Below are 16,235 nucleotides of genomic sequence, written 5' to 3'. Positions count from 1 at the left end.
TCAAGCCAGCAGCTTTCTCGGATCGGCCGCCTTCTGCTTGAGCTGATCGAAGGTGCATTGCCGCGGTGCCTTGTCCGGGCGCCAGCGCAGGATCGAGGTGCCGTGGCGAAACCGCATCCCGGAGAAATGGTCGTAGCAGACCTCGATCACGAGCTTTGGTTTGAGCGGACACCACTGCGTCGAGCGTTCGGTCGACCAGCGGCTGGGGCCGCCCGGCGCATTGCCGGTGAAGCCGGGCGGGGCGATCAGCGGTTCGAGTTTTTCGGTGAGCGCGGGTTTGTCCTGCTGTTTGATCGCCGAGGTGAAACCGACATGATTGAGCAGGCCGTCATCGTCATAGAGCCCGAGCAGCAATGAGCCGACGACCTTCTTGCCGGCGATGCTCTTGGTCGCATAGCGGAAGCCGCCGACCACGCAATCGGCGCTGCGGAGCTTTTTGATCTTCTGCATGCCCTCGCGATTTCCCGCCTGATAGGGCAGGTCGCGCCGCTTCGCGATCACGCCGTCGCAGCCGCCGCCCGACTCCGCCAGCCATTTTCGTGCGGTCGCGTAGCTGGTCGTTGTTTGCGACAGGCGGAAGGTCGGGTTGGATTTGAAATTGGCTTTGGCGAAGGCTTCCAGCGCGGCGCGGCGTTCGCTGAGCGCCTGCGTGGCAAGCTCGCGATGCTTCGGGTCGGCGAGCAGGTCGAAAGCGATAAAGAGCGCCGGCGTTTCCTGCGACAGTTTTTTCACCCGGCTGGCGGCGGGATGAATCCGCTGCAAGAGATCGTCGAAGGAGAAGCCCTTGCCGTGCGGCACGACGATCTCGCCATCGAGCAGGAAGGAGGTCGCCTTCAGCCGCAGCGCCGCCTCGACCAATTCGGGGAAATAGCGCGCCAGCGCCTCGCCGGATTTCGAGCGCAGATCGACCTTGTCGCCGTCGCGGGACAAGAGGCAGCGAAAGCCGTCCCACTTCGGTTCGTATTGCCATTCGTTCCCTTGCGGGATCACATCGACCGATCGCGCTTCCATCGCCTCGGTTGTGCGGTGTTGGGAAGCGGCTCTTCGGGCGCGAGGAGACAAGGAAAGACCTCCGGGCGGTGATTATTTTGGACCGGAGCAGGCACGCTGCTTGACCGTCATCCCCGCGCAAACGGCGTCGCCGTTTGTCGCTGGAGGCGCTCGCCCTGCGAGCACCTCAGGCTGCCGGTGAGAGCTAGGAGTTCGTTTCAGTCCAAAACGGTTATGCCGTAAGGCGACAACTGTCCTCTCAACGCAAACGGCCGGCGAAAATCGCCGGCCATTCTAAAAAGATTGCTATCGACGCTAGGGGTCAGACCGCAGCGGAAATCCACTGCTGCAGCTTCTGCTTCGGCGCGGCGCCGACCTGGCGGGACGCCATTTCGCCGCCCTTGAAGATCATCAAGGTCGGGATCGACATCACGCCATACTTGGAAGCCGTCTTGGGGCTCTCGTCGACGTTGAGCTTGACGATCTTGACCTTGTCGCCCATGGCGCCGGCGATCTCGTCAAGCGCGGGCGCGATCATGCGACAGGGGCCGCACCATTCGGCCCAGAAATCGACGACGACCGGGCCGGACGCCTTGAGCACTTCAGCTTCGAAATCGGCGTCAGATACTTTACCAACGGCCATGGGACTACCTCGCTTAAGTTGGAGAAAGGCGCGGCAAGTGAAAGAATCGCGCCCGGGATCATGCAACAAAACCTATGAACGGGGTCTTGCCGGGTCAAGCGCGCCTGGGGCCCGATCCAGGGATGCCAGCGCCGCGTCCAGCGCGGGCGGTAAAATCTCCATGAATTCAGGGGTTTCGGTCCAGAGAAGCGCGGTCCTTATGCTGCGTTGCGGATAAAGCCTGGCCAGCACCGCCCGGTACAGGGCAAGCTGGCGGACGTAATGCTCCGGCGCCTCGGCGGCGTTGGCGGGCGGATTGTGATTGGTCTTGAAGTCGACGATCAGCACCTCGCGGTCCGTCACCACCAGGCGGTCGATCTGGCCTGATACTAGCGGCCGCCCGGGCAAGTCGAGCCGGCCGACGATCGAGACTTCGGCGCGGCTTCCTTCCGCGAACACGGGCGCGAAGCGGCGATCCTCGATCAGCGCCAGCACGTTTGTCGCGAGCGCGCCCCGCTCGTCCGCGCTCCAGTCAGCCGCATTGCGGGCGAGATAGGCAAGCGCGGTGTCGCGCCGTCGCGGCGCCGCGATGTCAGGCAGCGATTGCAGCAGACGGTGCACCAGCGTGCCACGCTGCATGGCGCGCGAGCGCAGCACGGGCGATTCGCCCGGCCGCATGCCGCGGCCCGCGCCACCCGCATCCGACGGGCGCAGCGGATTGTCGATGCGAGCGAGTGCCGGCAGCGGGACTGCCAGCCATTCCGGCAGTTCACAAGGCGCGCCGGTCGCGGTCGGCTCCGCGGCGCCCGCGGCGGGAAGCGCATCCTGTGGCCGCGAAAAGCGCTTCACCGGACCATCGGGTGTCTCGATGGTTTGTTCCGTCAGTCCGGAATTGGCGAGGCCCCTCGCGATCAGGTCGTACCAGCACAGCTTTCGCACGCTGTTCATGTTGCCGGGCATGCAGCCGCCGACGATCAGGCGATCGGCCGCGCGCGTCATCGCCACATAGAGCAGGCGACGATATTCGTCCTCAATGTCGCCCAGCATCGCGGCGCGGGCGCCGGCGACTGCGGCCGGATCATCCGCCTTGCGCCCGGCCCAGACCACGACTTCGCCGTCTCTGCCATCGGGCAGATGGATCAGCCGCAGCCGTTGCGTGTCCGCCGGCGAAGAGGTCGTGTCGACCAGGAACACCACGGAGGCCTCCAACCCCTTGGCACCGTGCACGGTCATGACGCGGACTTCGTCGCGCGAGATTTCCATGTCGCGCTTCACTTCAGTGTCGGCCGCGCGCAGCCAGGCGAGGAAGCCCTGCAGCGAAGCCGGTGCCTTGCGCTCGTAGTTCAAGGCAAGCTCGAGAAATTCGTCGAGCGCGTCATTGGCCTCTTGGCCCAGCCGTCGCAAGAACCGGTTGCGGCCGCCGTCGCCGCCGAGCAGCCAGGCGTAGAAGGCAAACGGCGTCTCATTGGCGGAACGGCGTTCGCACTGCTCGAGCCGCTTGAACGCCGCGCGGAATTTTTCGTCTGTTGCGGCATGCTGCGCCAGCGCCTGGCGCAGGCTGCCCTTGCGCTCCCAGGCGAGTTCGAAGAGATCGTCATCGTCCAGGCCGAACAGCGGGCTTTTCAGCGCCACCGCCAAGGCGAGATCGTCTTGCGGGAGCAGCAGCGCATCGGCAAGATTCATCAAATCGATGATGGCGATGTGTTCGGTCAGCTTCAGGCGGTCCGCACCGGCGACCGGAATATTGGCGTGCTTCAAGGCCTGGATCACGGCATCGAACGCGTTGCCGCGCCTGCGCACCAAAATCAGGACATCGCCGTAGCGCAGCGGCCGCCGCGCGCCGGCATGTCCGGTCATCGTGCTACTCTCGATCAGCCGCTTGATCTCGGCCTGGATGCGGCGCGCGAGCTTGACTTCGGGGCTGGTCGCAGAGACGCCATCGAACGGCGCGCGCCAGCCTTCGATGTCCTGCTTGTCATCGGCTTGCGCCAAATCCCAGAACTCGATCAGGCTGGGGCCGGCGTCGGTCAGCGATTCATGCACGGGATAAGTGTTTTCCGCATGGATGCTGCGGTAGATCGCCTCGTCCCGGAACACGTGGTCGACGGATTGCAGGATGGCCGGCCCCGAGCGGAACGAATAAGTGAAGGAGACGGGATCGAATTTGAGCCCGGCGTCCTCGAACTTCTTTTTCAGCGCGCGGCGGCGCAGGTCGAATTCATGGGGAGCGGCGCCCTGGAAGGAGAAGATCGACTGCTTTTCGTCGCCGACGGCGAAGATGGTGCGGGTCACGCCCTCGCGCGCGCCTTCGCCCGAGGTGAACTCCTCGATCAGATGAGCAATGATGTCCCACTGCTTGGGGCTGGTATCCTGCGCCTCGTCGATCAGTACATGATCGACGCCGCGGTCGAGCTTGTAATGCACCCAGCTCGAGGAGAAGCGGTTCAGCATCTCGAGTGTCTTGTCGATCAGGTCGTCATAGTCGAGCAGGCCGCGCTCCGTCTTCTCGCGGCGGTAATTGGCCGCGGCGGCGGTTGCGATGTAAAGCAGGGCCTGGGTGCGGTCGCGCACCGCCAGTGCCCGCCGCTTCTCGATCAGCCTGTCCAGACGTGCGGCTTCCGCCTCGAACAGCCGCGCCACGCTCGGATTGGCATCGGCAAATTTCCTGGTGATGACGGATTTGCGCGGCGTCTTGTCGTCGGTCAGGAACACGGTCAGGTAGGCGTCGACCTGCGCACTGCCGGAAAACGCCAGCGCCGCGCGCAAGCGGCTTGCCTGCTCCTGGTCCGACTTGCTGCCGGTCTCGAGCACCAAGGCGATCTCCTGCCAGCGTGCGCGCGGCAGGAACCGCCCATCCAGAATGTCGGTTTCGACGTCCTCGATGCGATCGGCGGCGCTGACGCCTAGCGCTGCCGACATTTGCGCCGCCGCGGCCTCGGCGGTGCCGGCGGCATCGGTCCAGCGCATGAAGTGATCGCGGGACAGGCAGGCTTCGCGCACCACATCCTTGAAGGTAACGTCGGCTGCGCTCGCCATCGCGGTTAGAAGCGCCCGTCCGGTGGCGCTTTGCGGATCGCGCGACGCTTCCAGGAACACTTTGAGATTGGCGCGCTCCATCATCTCGGCCTGGTCACGGTCATCAAGCACGGCAAAGCGCGCGGGAACGTTGGCCTCGAAGGGAAACTGCTGCAGCAGGCGGGTACAGAGCGCATGGATGGTCTGCACCTTCAGGCCGCCGGGCGTTTCCAGCGCGCTGGCAAACAATTTGCGCGCCTCCGCACGCAAGCGCGCGTTGGGATAGGGAATGCCGGCCTCGCGGATCGCGGCATCGAGCGCGGCATCATCGAGCGTGACCCAGTGGCCGAGCGTCGAGAACACTCGCTCCGCCATGTTGGCGGCGGCGGCCTTGGTGAAGGTAATGCAGAGGATTCTCTCCGGCGGCACGCGGGCGAGCAACAGCCGAATCACCCGCTGCACCAGCACATGCGTCTTGCCCGAGCCGGCATTCGCCGAGACGAAGCTCGATGCGGTTGGATCCGACGCGCGCGCTTGCGTGGCGCGCACGGCCTCCGGTATGGGACGCGGCGCCTTCACCATTCTTCCAGCCCCAAACCGCCCGCCGCCGACCATTCCTTGATGCGGGCGAGATCGTCATAGGTGCCGTAGCGGTTGCTCCACATCGGCAGGTTCAGCGAGGTATAGGCCTGGTGTTCATCATCGAAAGCCCGCACCAGCGCTTCGAGCTTGCGCCGCGCCTGGTCGGCGGCGACATCGGGCGGCTGCGGCTGGTCGCCCTTGTTGATCTTCAACTCCAGCACGCGTTCTTCCCCGGGTGGATTGTTGCCGGAGAGCCTGACATAGATCAGCTCGCCGACGGAGCTGCCGGCTGGAATGCCGGCGAAGCCCCCTTCGCGCAGGATCGCGGCTTCCAGCGTGAGCTGCGGCGACAGGCCCATGCGCACCTGCTTGCTGGTCGGCGGCTGGCCGGTCTTGTAGTCGAGAATGGCGAACGTGCCGTCGCGGCGACGCTCGATGCGGTCGGCGCGCGCCGAAAGCTTGAAACTGCGTTCGTTGTCGAGCGGGATCGCGATCTCACCGCGGATCTCGGCCTCGATCGCCTCGATCGTCTCACGCCGCGCCACCTCCCAATCGGCGAACCAGGCCGCGATGCGCTGAAAGCGCGGCCACCACAGCGCCCGCGCCTCGGGGCGCTCCATCAGCGGTGCAAAATATTGGGCGCCGATCTCGCGCAAGGTCCGCGCCGGCTCCTCGGGAAGCTTCTCGGCGAACGCCTTGGTGAACTCGCCAATGGCATCGTGGATCGCCGAGCCGCGATCGGCCGCCGACAGCGGCATGTCGACAGGATCGAGCGCATCCAGCCGTAGGATATATTTGGCGTAGATGGTGTAGGGATCGCGCAGCCAGTCCTCGATCGCGGTAACCGACAGTTTGAGGGGCCGGGTGGCGCGCGGCGGCCTTGGCGCGGGCTGCGCGATCGGCTCGACCTTGTCCGGGCGATCGAGTTCTTGGGCGAAGCGGACGTAATGCGCGCCTCTGCCCTTGGCGGCTTTCCAGAGCGCCTCGCCCGCGACCGCCTCCAGCCGATGCAGGAAACGCGACGCCACGGCCGGCGCGCCGCCGGCCTTGGCGGAATGGGTGAGGATGACGTCCTCGCCGCCAAGCAACTGGGCGAAGTCGTGGGCGGAGAGGCCGATACGCCGCTCCGGCAGGTCAAGGCCAAGCTCATGGCGCATCGGTCGGCTCAGCCAGGGGTCCATGCGCGGCGCCGGCGGCCAGACGCCTTCGATCAGCCCGCCCACGATGATGCGGTCGGCCTGCATCAGCCGCGATTCCAGGGGGCCGTAGATGTGGAGCGTGGCCCCGGCACGTTCCGGCCGCCGCACCGCGCGATCCGCAAAGGCCGTCTGGAACAGCTCGGGATAGTCGGGGAGCTGCAGCATCAGACCGCTGCGCCGTTGCTCCGCAAGCAGATCGTCGAACGCCGCGGCGAGCGCCGCGCCATCCTGTCCCTCCAAGGCCAGCGCAATGCCGCGCTCGTCGCGCGACAAGGCGATCAGCACCTCGTGATGGCGCTGCGCCAGCTCGGCGAAGTCGTAGGGCTTTAGTGGAGCGAGGCTTTCCAGCGGCGCGAGCGCGGCCTTCAGCATCGCGATCAGGGTTTCGATGCGGTCGAGCTGTGTCTGCGTGAGCCGCGCCCGCAGCTCGGCCACATGCAGCGAACAGGGCTCGCCGCGGCGCAATTTACCGAGTTCATCGCGGAAGCGCGCGAACTCGTGCGAAAGGCCCGCCGTGCCCGGTTGCGGCCGCGTGCCGCGCAGCAGCGCCAGTTCCAAGGCTTCGATGGCGGGCTTGAACGCGCCTGCCGTGCCGCCCAAGCGACACAGCGGGTGCTTGAGCAGCGCGAGCAGCGTCGGCGGCTCCAGCCGCTTTGCGATCGTCTCGGCCGCGAGGCGTGCGAAAACTCCGGCGGAGGTTTCGATCAAGGCCTCACCACCGGAATCGTTGAAATCGAGATTCCACCGGCTCAGGGCGGCCATCACGCGGCGCGCCAGCGCGCGGTCGGGTGTGACGAGCGCGGCGGATTTCTGCAAGTGCCGTGCTTCGCGCATGGCGACCGCAATCGCGAGCGCCTCTATCTCGGCGTTCGGCGCCTCGACGACGGCCACATTGGTCATGCCGCGCGCAATGGCGGCGGCGACGTCGGGCTGCTGCAGCCGCTCGTGCCAATGGTGGGTCGCATGCGAAGGCCGCATCGCCTCAGACAGCAGCACGTCGCGGCCATGCGGTGCCGGCGGGACGAGACTCTCGACGTCGCGGCGCTCGATGCCGAAACGCTTGAGCAGGGCGTGCATGGCATATTGCGGATGGTTCGAGGCGGGATGAATCTCGAATTTGCCTTGCGCGTCCTTGGTGCCGCCGATGGTTTTCCAGGCCGCTTCGTCCAGATCGGTATCGAGGCCCGGCAGCACCACGGCGCCGTTTCTCAACTTCGCCACGGCGTGAAGAAATTTTGCGGTGGCCGGCATCGAGCCGGTCGAACCTGCCGCAATGACCGGGCCGGCATGATGCAGACTCAGCCGCTTCGCTTCCGCCGCGATCAATAGATCGCGCCGCGCCGCCGGCTCGATCCTGCCGATTTCGGCGAGATGAGCGGGCCAGGTTTGGCGCGCGATCTGCAGGAATTGCAGCGAGTGCTGCCAATATTGGTCGAGCTGATCGGGCACGAGATCGTCAAGTGCGTCCCACGGCACGTTGCGCGTGACCATGTCGTCCATCAGCCGCGCGAGGTCCGAGGCGAGCGACAGCGTCGAGGCAGGGCCGCCGACGACCAGCGGCGCCAGCACTTCGCCCTTGGCCCAGGCGGCCACCAGCCGTGCCAGCGTCAGGCGGCGTTCCAGCTCGCCGAGCTTTGGCGGAATCTCGAGCGCCGCGGTTCCACCTGTTAGGTCGGCCTCGTCGCCGAACAGGAGCTCGTCTTCGTCGATATCGCCGAGCGCGACGATGCGCGGCAGCACCACGGCATCGGTGCTCAATTCGTCGAGGAAGACTTCACGCGCCACGCGCACGGCGCGGCGGGTCGGCAGATACAGCGTCGCCGCCGCAAGCCGCGCCGGATCCTCGCGCGCGTCAAAGCCCGCGACCAGCCTGCCGTCAATCAGGGCGGCAATCACGGTGCGCAGAAAGGGGACGGAGAGGGGAACGCTGTAGACGCGCATGAGATTGGTGATTCGACCGATTTGCGCGCAATATAGGGGTTAGCGGCGCGTTGGTCATGCGCGGGAGTTGTCCAGGGGATTGCGGGGATAGATCGAGCAAGGCTTTGTAGGATGGGTTGAACGAAGTGAAACCCATCGCTCCACGGCCGGTTGTGATGGGTTTCGCTACGCTCAACCCATCCTACGACGAAAGCGCGTTACGCCACGCTCTCCAAAAACGCCTCTTCAGCGGCGGCGATCGCGTCCGGCGTTCCCACGTGCATCCAGACGCCGTCCAGCCGCAGGCCGAACAGGCGTTCCTGCTCGTTGGCGCGGTCGAACATCTTGGTGAGCGAGAACTCGCCGGCGGGGGCCTCCGTGAAGATCGCGGGCGACATGATCGCCGCACCCGCATAGACGAACGGCACCACCTGGTTCTCGCGACGCTTGCGCAAGGCGCCGTCGGGCAGCATGGCGTAATCGCCGCAGCCGCTGTAGCCGATGCTGCTCGCGGTCGGCGCCATCAAGAGCAGAATATCCATCCGCGCGGGATCGAAGGTCTCGGCCAGCCGCGTCAGGTTGGGGCGCACGCCGTCGATCCACATCGTGTCCGAATTGAGATGGAAGAACGGAGCCGTGCCAAGCAGAGGCAGCGCTTTGACCACGCCCCCGCCGGTGCCGAGCACGCGATCGCGCTCGTCGGAAATGATCACGCGCGGACGCGTGCGCGAGGCGACATGGGCGATGATCTGGTCGGGCAGATAATGCACATTGACCACGGCCTCGCTGACGCCGGCGTCTGCGAGCTTGTCCAGCGCATGGTCGAGCAGCGGTTGCCCCGCGACCTCGACCAGCGGCTTCGGCTTGTGATCGGTCAGCGGGCGCATGCGCAGTCCGAGGCCTGCGGCGAGAACCATGGCTTTGGTGGGCTTGACCGACATGTTCAGGGAGTCTCGAGCTGTTTTCCTTCTGGAGGCCGGTCCTATCGCGCTGATGATGCTACCCGCGCTGATTCGGTCGGCACGCATTCCCGCTGCCATAGCGATCCGAGATGACGATTATACGACCGCCGGGTCAAGCGTCTGCCGTCGTCCGTCCCGCCTGCTTTTGTCGCCTTGTTTGATGAAATTCACCCCGATCTGGTCGCCATTGACCCAGGACAGCTCGCAGCGCCGGTAGGCGAGGCCGGTCGACGACAGCAGCAGGAAGAATTCCTTCAAATGCAGCCCTTCGACGGAGCCCTCGACGGTCAGCTTCGCGCCGGTCTCGGACACATCCTCCAGGATGCAGTTGCGCCGCCAGGTTCCGTCGATGCCCATCATAAACGCCGGTATGCCGCGTTCGAACACGACGCGGTCGCCGGTGCGCCGTTCATTCGTCATCTTCCGCTCCAGCCTTCACGTCAGGAGGCAAGTTGGTCCTTCCAGAGGGCCGGGCGCTCAACCATCCCGCTCGCCCCGAGGAGGCCGCTATGCAGCCGTCTCGAAAGGTGGACGGCCACGTTTGTTACGGCCGGGCCGTTCATCCTTCGAGGCTCGTGGAGCCTGTCATCGGGCCGCGCTTCGCGCGGACCCGGTGGCGAGCACCTCCAGCGACAAACGACGAAGCCCGTTTGCGCGGGGATGATGGTTTGAGAGCAGCGCCGCGACTTCTGGACACAATGCCGCTCGCGCGAGACTAACGGAATATTGACTAAGAAGCGGTAAATGACGGAGCAGGCGGCGGCACGTGGGCCGCATACCAGGCCTTGATCGGCGCGAGGGCGGGGTGGGCCAATGACCTCGTCAGATAGGTCCAGATTCTCGGCTGATGGCGCAGATAATGCGGCTTGCCGTCGCGCCGGTTCAGCCGGGCGAACGTGCCGAGCAGGCGCGTGTTGCGCTGTGCCGACATGATGGCGTAGAGCGCGGCAAAGGCGCTCGCATCGAAATTGGCATCGGCCTCACGCCGCGCCTTGATGTAGCGCGACAGAAGCGAGAGCTCGAGCTGTTCTGGAACGTCGAGCCGCGCGTCCTGCAGCAGCGACACCAAATCATAAGCAGCCGGGCCCAGCACCGCGTCCTGGAAATCGATCAGGCCGACCCGGGCGATTCCAGCCCGCTCCTCCAGCCAGATCAGGTTGGGGGAATGGAAATCGCGCAGCACCCAGCTCTTTGCGGCCGCCGCCGGCGTTTCCAGGAGCTCCCGCCATAGCTCGAGGAATTCGGCGCGCAAGACTTCAGTCAGCGTGACGCCGCGATCCGGTAGATACCATTCCGCCATCAATCCGATCTCGACCAAAAGCGCATCGGTATCAAACAGCGGAATGCGAAAGTCCGCATGCGGTGCCAGCGGCAGCGTTTCCGGCAGCGTTTTGCCGTGCAGCGCCGCCAGCATGTCGGTCGCCGTCTCATAGCGGTCCGGAATCGGGTGTGGCGGATCGCCTTCGAAGAAGCACTCGCTGCCGAAATCCTCCGTGATCAAAAACCCGCTCTCGAGATCGGCGTGATAAATCTCGGGCGCGGAGAAACCATGCGCACGCAAGCCCCCCGCGATGGCGACAAAGGGTTTAACGTCCTCGGCCAGATGCACCGCGGCGCTATAGGGCTTGCCGTCATAGACGGGCGGCCCGTCCGGCCGCCGCGGCGAGTTCATCAGGATGAGGCTTTCGCCGTCGCGCAGCAGCCGCGCATAGGAGCGGATGGAGGCATCGCCGGCCATGCGGCGTCGCCTGGCTGCGAGAAAGCCGGCCTGCTCGAGGAATTGCCTGAGCGACTTCAGCCGTTCGACCTGCGCCGCGCCCCTGCCGAAGCCTTTGACCTCGGCGGCGCGTGCGCCGGTGTCGTGCTCGGGGCGATGGCTGAAATTGATGTCGATGCGGTCGGCCGGCAGCATGTCGCCGGCGCGCTCCGGCCATTCCATCAGGACAACCGTTGCCTCGGGCAATGGCGAGAGTCCGATCTCTTCCAGCTCGCTCGCGTCGCTGACGCGGTAGAGGTCGGCGTGAACGAGCGGAAAGGATGGCAGATCGTAGGATTGCGCCAGCGTGAAAGTGGGGCTTGGGACCTCCAGCTCCTCATCGTCGGCGAGGTAGCGGATCATCGCCCGCGCCGCGGTGGTCTTGCCGGCGCCGAGGTCGCCCGACAGCGTGATGACATCGCCGGGGCCGATCAGCAGCGCGAGATCCGCCATCAGATGCGCGGTCGCGGCCTCGTCGGCCAGCAGCGCCGAGAATGTCGCAGCTTCCGTCATTCCGCTGCGTGACGCTGCGCCTGATCGGTCGGAAATTCGCAAGTCACCGTGGTGCCCTTGCCGATCGCCGAATCCACCCGCACCTTGCCGCCGTGCAGCTCGACGAAGGAGCGCACCAGCGACAGCCCGAGCCCGGCGCCGCGGTGGCGTGAGCCGTGGGAGCGGCTCTCGAACCAGTCGAACACCTTGTCCTTCATGTCGGGCGGGATGCCCGGGCCTGAGTCGGTCACGGTGAAGATGATGCTGTGATCGGTCCTGATGGCGTTGATCACGACGGCTGCGTCCTGTGGCGAAAATCCGACAGCGTTGGCCAGCAGATTATACAACACCTGGACCACGCGGCGCTCGTCGCCGACGAACCTGCCGATGTTCGGGGCGATATTGACCCTCAGGTGGATGCGGTCGGTGGCGAGCCGGTCCTGGACGCCTTCGGCCGCGGCGGCGATCGCCTTCGGCACGTCGACGGGCCCGAGTTCCAGTCGCATCGCGCCGGCATCGATGGTGGCGAGGTCGAGAATGTTGTTGGTCAGGGCCAGCAGCGCGTTGGCCGATTTGGTGACGTAGTCCAGGTATTCGGCCTGTTTCGGTGTCAGCGGCCCGGTCGAGGGATCGCTGAGGAAATGCGCAAAACCGATGATGGTCGTCAGCGGCGCGCGCAATTCGTAGGACACGTGGTGGACGAAATCGATCTTCATCTGGCCGGCGGCCTCGAGCGCCTCGTTGCTTTCGCGCAGTGCGCGCTCGACATTTTCGGTATCGGTGATGTCCTGGAAGGTCACCATGGTGGCGCCGTCCGGAAGCGGCCGGATCAGGCAGTCGAGCACGCTGCCGTCCTTGCGTTCCATCTTGAGCGGCACGTCGATCCGGTTCTCGATTCCGGTGATCGCCTCGCGGACGATTTGCCAGGCCCGTGCGTCGTCGAACAGCGGCTTGGACCAGGCGGCGACGGTATCGATATGCGGCTCCTCCCGCAGCGCCTCCGCCGACAGCTTCCACATTTTGGCAAAGGCCGGGTTGAACAGACGCGCCCTTCCGTTGCTGCCGAACACGGCGACGCCTTCGGCCAGGCTGTCCAGCGTCTCGCGCTGGACGCGGATCAGGCCGTCGAACCGCCGCGCCAGATCGAGGCTTTCGGTGACGTCGTCGAACAGATAGGTGACGCCGCCTTCGGGATTGGGCGTGGTGACCACGCTGAGCGCGCGGCCGTCGGGCAGGAACCAGGTGTCCTTGGCGGTCTCGACCGCACGATAGGCCTCGTGCAGCTTGGCTTTCCAGGCGCGGAAATCCGCCTGCTCGGGCAGCTTACGCGCGGCGCGCAGCCGATCCAGGACACTGGAATCATCGGGATGGCCGTCGAGAAAGGCCGGCTCGAGGTCCCATAGCCGCCGGTAGGAATCGTTATAGAAGGCGAGCCGGCGCTGGCCGTTGAAGACGGCAACGCCGGAGGAGAGCTGGTCGAGCGTCCGACGATGCGCTTCCGCCATCCGCACCAGGGCCGAGCTCAGCGCATGCGCCTCGCTGGCATCGATGGCGATGCCGACGCTGCCGCCTGCGATATTGACGGCACGCACGTCGTAGATGCGCCGCTCGCCGCCGGCGACGATCGGCAGGCGCGCGCTGAAACTCGTCCCGCTCTTCAGCGCGCGTTCCATGTCGGTGCGGTCGGCGCTGTCGAGCAGTTCGAGATTGCGGCTGATGGCATCGGTGATGCCGGCCGCGTCGGCCGCGCGGGCATAGGCGTCATTGACATAGGTCAGGCCGCCCTGCGTGCCGCGGGCCCAAATCGGCCAGGGTGCCGCGGCGGCGAAGCCGCGCAATAGCTCGGTTTCCTCCGTGAGCTGTCGATAGCGCAGGTTGGTTTCCGCAAGTTCCCTGCGCAGCCCGCTGAGCTCGCGGATGCGCACGATTGCCTGCCCGCCGATGGCGCGGCCCATCGCCTCGATGGCGCGTCCGTTCGCGGTGGTGAGATTGAGCAAGAAGCCTTCGCCGGTCTCGCGCAAGGCATCCACCGCATGATCCATCTGCAGCGCCGGTTCCGGCGGCAGCCAGGTGCCGAAGGCAAGCACGCGCTGCGGCAGATCCTGATGCACCAGAAGCGAGATGTCGCCGGAGATCTGCGGGCGGTCGTCGCCGGCGGCCCAGGCGATCAGCACCTGCGGCTCGGCGAACAGCAACGCGCGGTAGCTGTCGGCCTCGACCTGGAGATCGCCAATGCGGCCACGCAGCCGCGCCTCGTCGCGTGCCGCGCCCACGCGGGCGCGCACCAGCAGAATGGCCGATACCACCGAGAAACCGAGCAGTGCCAGGACTCCGGCGAGTACCGCGATGTCCTGGCGGTTGAAGGCGAGGGTGGTCGCGATGCTGTCGAGCGCCGAGATGTCGGCGGCCTGAGCGCTGCTGCCCGGCCACAGCGTTGCTGTGGCAAGTCCGCCCAGGCCGTTGCGTGCCAGCGATGTGCACGACAGCAGCGTCCGACGCATCGCCACGATTACGCCTGACATGATTGCCCCAAAACCGCACGAATTTTCGCGAGCGGTCGCGGATCGCCTTGCCGCGCCGTTCGCGAATCAAAGAACAATATCGCCAGGGGGACTCTAGGGGTAAGAGTCCAGACCGTGAACGTGAATCTTGTTGTGCAAAAAGTGGAACCGCGCGCGTTTCATTTTGATGAAAATGAATTCGCTTGTTCGTCGTGAGCGCGGTGGTCCACCTCTGCCAGTGGGAGAGGTGAGCCGCGTGCGCGGCGCGGACCGATCCAACCAAAACTCATCACGTCCTAGCGGCCGGTCGAACCGAATCCGCCGCCGCCGCGCTCGGTGGGCGAGAGCGACTTCACCGGAATGAGTTCGGTTTGCGACACGGCTGCGATGACCATTTGCGCGATGCGCTCACCGCGCCGGATCGTGAAGGGCGCGCGGCCGTGATTGATCAAGAGCACGCAGATCTCGCCGCGATAATCCGCATCCACCGTGCCCGGCGCGTTCAGCACCGTCACGCCATGCTTGGCGGCGAGACCCGAGCGCGGCCGCACCTGGGCCTCATAGCCTTCCGGCAGCGCAATGCTGAGGCCGGTCGGCACCATCGCGTATTGGCCCGGCCCGAGCACCAATGGCGCGGTCTCGGGAACCGCCGCCAGCAGGTCGAGTCCGGCCGCATGCGTCGTCTGATAGGCGGGCAGTGGCAGGCCTTCGCCATGCGGCAGCCGCAGAACCTCGACTTTGATGGCGCTGCTCATGCGGGCTTCCCTACTGCTTCGGCGACCTGCGCGACCAGCGCGACGGCGACCTCGTCCTTGGTCATGATCGGCCAGTCGTCGACACTGACCTCGGTACCTTTGCGCCTGATCAGATGCACGGTGTTGCGGTCGCCGCCCATCACGCCGGTTGCGGGGGACACGTCGTTGGCGACGATCCAATCGCAGCCCTTGCGCTCCAGCTTGGCCTTGGCGTTGGCGATGAGATGTTGCGTTTCGGCGGCAAAACCAATGACGAGGCCCGGCCGCCTTTCCTTCAGTTTCGAGATGGTCGCTAAGATGTCGGGGTTTTCGACCAGTTCAAGCGGCGGCGGCAGGTGACCTGAAGTCTTCTTCAGCTTCTGCCCGCCCTCATGCGCGACGCGCCAGTCGGCGACCGCGGCGGCGAAAATCGCGACATCCGCCGGCAGCGCCGCTTCCACACGCTCCAGCATCTGGCGGGCGGATTCCACATGCACCACCGCAACGCCGTTGGGATCGTCGAGTTCGACCGGGCCTGCGATCAGCGTGACCTCGGCGCCGGCGGCGCGTGCGGCGGCGGCAATCGCAAAGCCTTGTTTGCCGGAGGAGCGGTTGGCGATGTAGCGCACGGGATCGATCGGCTCGTGCGTGGGGCCGGCCGTGATCAGCACGCGCTTGCCGGAGAGCGGCTGCGGCGCCACCGGGCGCAGAAAGCGCTCCGCGGCGGCCGCGATTTCCAAGGGCTCGGCCATGCGGCCGACGCCAGCTTCGCCCGCTTCCGCCATCTCGCCCGCATTGGGGCCGACAAAATGGATGCCGTCGCGCCTGAGCTGCTCGGCGTTGCGGCGCGTGGCCGCATTGCTCCACATCATCGGGTTCATCGCGGGCGCGAGCAGGATCGGCCGGCTCGCGGCCAACAGAATGGCGCTGGCGAGATCATCGGCATGACCATGCGCGATCTTCGCCATCAGGTCGGCGGTCGCCGGCGCCACCACGATCAAGTCGCAGTCGCGCGCCAGGCGGATATGGCCGGCGTCGAACTCGCTCTCGGGATCGAACAGGTCGGTATAGGCGCGCTCGCCGGAGAGGGCGCTGGCCGCAAGCGCGGTGACGAATTGCTGCGCCGCCTTGGTCAGCACGCAGCGCACGCGAATATGGCGCTCCTTCAGCCGCCGGATCAGATCCAGCGCCTTATAGGCCGCGATTCCGCCGCCGATGATCAGGGTGACGCGGGCCTCGCCCGCAGCACGGGCAGGCTGCGGGGATGCAGCAGGCGCCATTGCCGACGATGCCGGAGCGGCCGTCGCGGTCACCGGGTTATCATCCAGATACTCGCGCAGGATCACCCGGACTTCCTCCTCGACCGAGCGGCCGTTCCTGGCCGAGCGCAGGCGGAGAGAAGCTTTGATGGCGTCATCGAGCTTTCGGATGGTCAGGCTGGCCATGGCAGCTTCCGAGGTGG

At 65.9% G+C, this 16,235-nt stretch carries 10 protein-coding genes; all 10 read right to left on the bottom strand.

The features are described from left to right. A complete protein-coding gene (locus P6U23_RS00400) occupies positions 1 to 1,011 on the bottom strand; it encodes an ATP-dependent DNA ligase (RefSeq protein ID WP_407177677.1) in 1,011 nt (336 codons plus the stop codon). A 301-nt stretch (positions 1,012 to 1,312) separates the two neighbouring features. Continuing rightward, positions 1,313 to 1,633, bottom strand: a complete 321-nt coding sequence (gene trxA, locus P6U23_RS00395; RefSeq protein ID WP_407177676.1) for a thioredoxin — start codon at positions 1,631 to 1,633, stop codon at positions 1,313 to 1,315. Between the two features lie 72 nt (positions 1,634 to 1,705). Further along, positions 1,706 to 5,209, bottom strand: a complete 3,504-nt coding sequence (gene addA / locus P6U23_RS00390; RefSeq protein WP_407177675.1) for a double-strand break repair helicase AddA — start codon at positions 5,207 to 5,209, stop codon at positions 1,706 to 1,708. Then, a complete protein-coding gene (gene addB / locus P6U23_RS00385; RefSeq protein ID WP_407177674.1) occupies positions 5,203 to 8,349 on the bottom strand; it encodes a double-strand break repair protein AddB in 3,147 nt (1,048 codons plus the stop codon). Before addB ends, addA begins: the two co-directional genes overlap by 7 nt. A 197-nt stretch (positions 8,350 to 8,546) precedes the next feature. Beyond that, the gene (locus tag P6U23_RS00380) at positions 8,547 to 9,269 is read right to left on the bottom strand and encodes a nucleotidyltransferase family protein (protein WP_407177673.1); all 723 of its coding nucleotides are present in this window, start codon (positions 9,267 to 9,269) and stop codon (positions 8,547 to 8,549) included. A gap of 117 nt (positions 9,270 to 9,386) precedes the next feature. Continuing rightward, entirely contained in the window at positions 9,387 to 9,710 is a 324-nt protein-coding gene (locus P6U23_RS00375) for a PilZ domain-containing protein (protein ID WP_407177672.1), read from the bottom strand. A 310-nt stretch (positions 9,711 to 10,020) separates the two neighbouring features. Next, positions 10,021 to 11,559: a tRNA (adenosine(37)-N6)-threonylcarbamoyltransferase complex ATPase subunit type 1 TsaE gene (gene tsaE, locus P6U23_RS00370; protein WP_407177671.1), complete on the bottom strand. Its 1,539-nt coding sequence runs from the start codon at positions 11,557 to 11,559 to the stop codon at positions 10,021 to 10,023. After that, positions 11,556 to 14,060: an ATP-binding protein gene (locus P6U23_RS00365; protein ID WP_407177670.1), complete on the bottom strand. Its 2,505-nt coding sequence runs from the start codon at positions 14,058 to 14,060 to the stop codon at positions 11,556 to 11,558. The genes tsaE and P6U23_RS00365 overlap by 4 nt, the downstream gene beginning before the upstream one ends. Before the next feature lie 275 nt (positions 14,061 to 14,335). Next, complete coding sequence (gene dut, locus P6U23_RS00360; RefSeq protein WP_407177669.1) at positions 14,336 to 14,794, bottom strand: dUTP diphosphatase; 459 nt, start codon at positions 14,792 to 14,794, stop codon at positions 14,336 to 14,338. After that, a complete protein-coding gene (gene coaBC / locus P6U23_RS00355) occupies positions 14,791 to 16,218 on the bottom strand; it encodes a bifunctional phosphopantothenoylcysteine decarboxylase/phosphopantothenate--cysteine ligase CoaBC (RefSeq protein ID WP_407177668.1) in 1,428 nt (475 codons plus the stop codon). Before coaBC ends, dut begins: the two co-directional genes overlap by 4 nt. Positions 16,219 to 16,235: the final 17 nt, after the last annotated feature.

Source organism: Bradyrhizobium sp. STM 3562 (genome assembly GCF_045571435.1).
Classification (GTDB): domain Bacteria; phylum Pseudomonadota; class Alphaproteobacteria; order Rhizobiales; family Xanthobacteraceae; genus Bradyrhizobium.
This window is presented reverse-complemented; position numbering and strand designations above follow the sequence as displayed.

What these genes read in the sequence shown, in the direction of transcription:
- P6U23_RS00380 (WP_407177673.1), bottom strand. Translation starts at nt 9,269, where the DNA reads ATGTCGGTCAAGCCCACCAAAGCCATGGTTCTCGCCGCAGGCCTCGGA.
- P6U23_RS00400 (WP_407177677.1), bottom strand. Translation starts at nt 1,011, where the DNA reads ATGGAAGCGCGATCGGTCGATGTGATCCCGCAAGGGAACGAATGGCAA.
- P6U23_RS00365 (WP_407177670.1), bottom strand. Translation starts at nt 14,060, where the DNA reads ATGTCAGGCGTAATCGTGGCGATGCGTCGGACGCTGCTGTCGTGCACA.
- addA (WP_407177675.1), bottom strand. Translation starts at nt 5,209, where the DNA reads ATGGTGAAGGCGCCGCGTCCCATACCGGAGGCCGTGCGCGCCACGCAA.
- tsaE (WP_407177671.1), bottom strand. Translation starts at nt 11,559, where the DNA reads ATGACGGAAGCTGCGACATTCTCGGCGCTGCTGGCCGACGAGGCCGCG.
- coaBC (WP_407177668.1), bottom strand. Translation starts at nt 16,218, where the DNA reads ATGGCCAGCCTGACCATCCGAAAGCTCGATGACGCCATCAAAGCTTCT.
- P6U23_RS00375 (WP_407177672.1), bottom strand. Translation starts at nt 9,710, where the DNA reads ATGACGAATGAACGGCGCACCGGCGACCGCGTCGTGTTCGAACGCGGC.
- addB (WP_407177674.1), bottom strand. Translation starts at nt 8,349, where the DNA reads ATGCGCGTCTACAGCGTTCCCCTCTCCGTCCCCTTTCTGCGCACCGTG.
- dut (WP_407177669.1), bottom strand. Translation starts at nt 14,794, where the DNA reads ATGAGCAGCGCCATCAAAGTCGAGGTTCTGCGGCTGCCGCATGGCGAA.
- trxA (WP_407177676.1), bottom strand. Translation starts at nt 1,633, where the DNA reads ATGGCCGTTGGTAAAGTATCTGACGCCGATTTCGAAGCTGAAGTGCTC.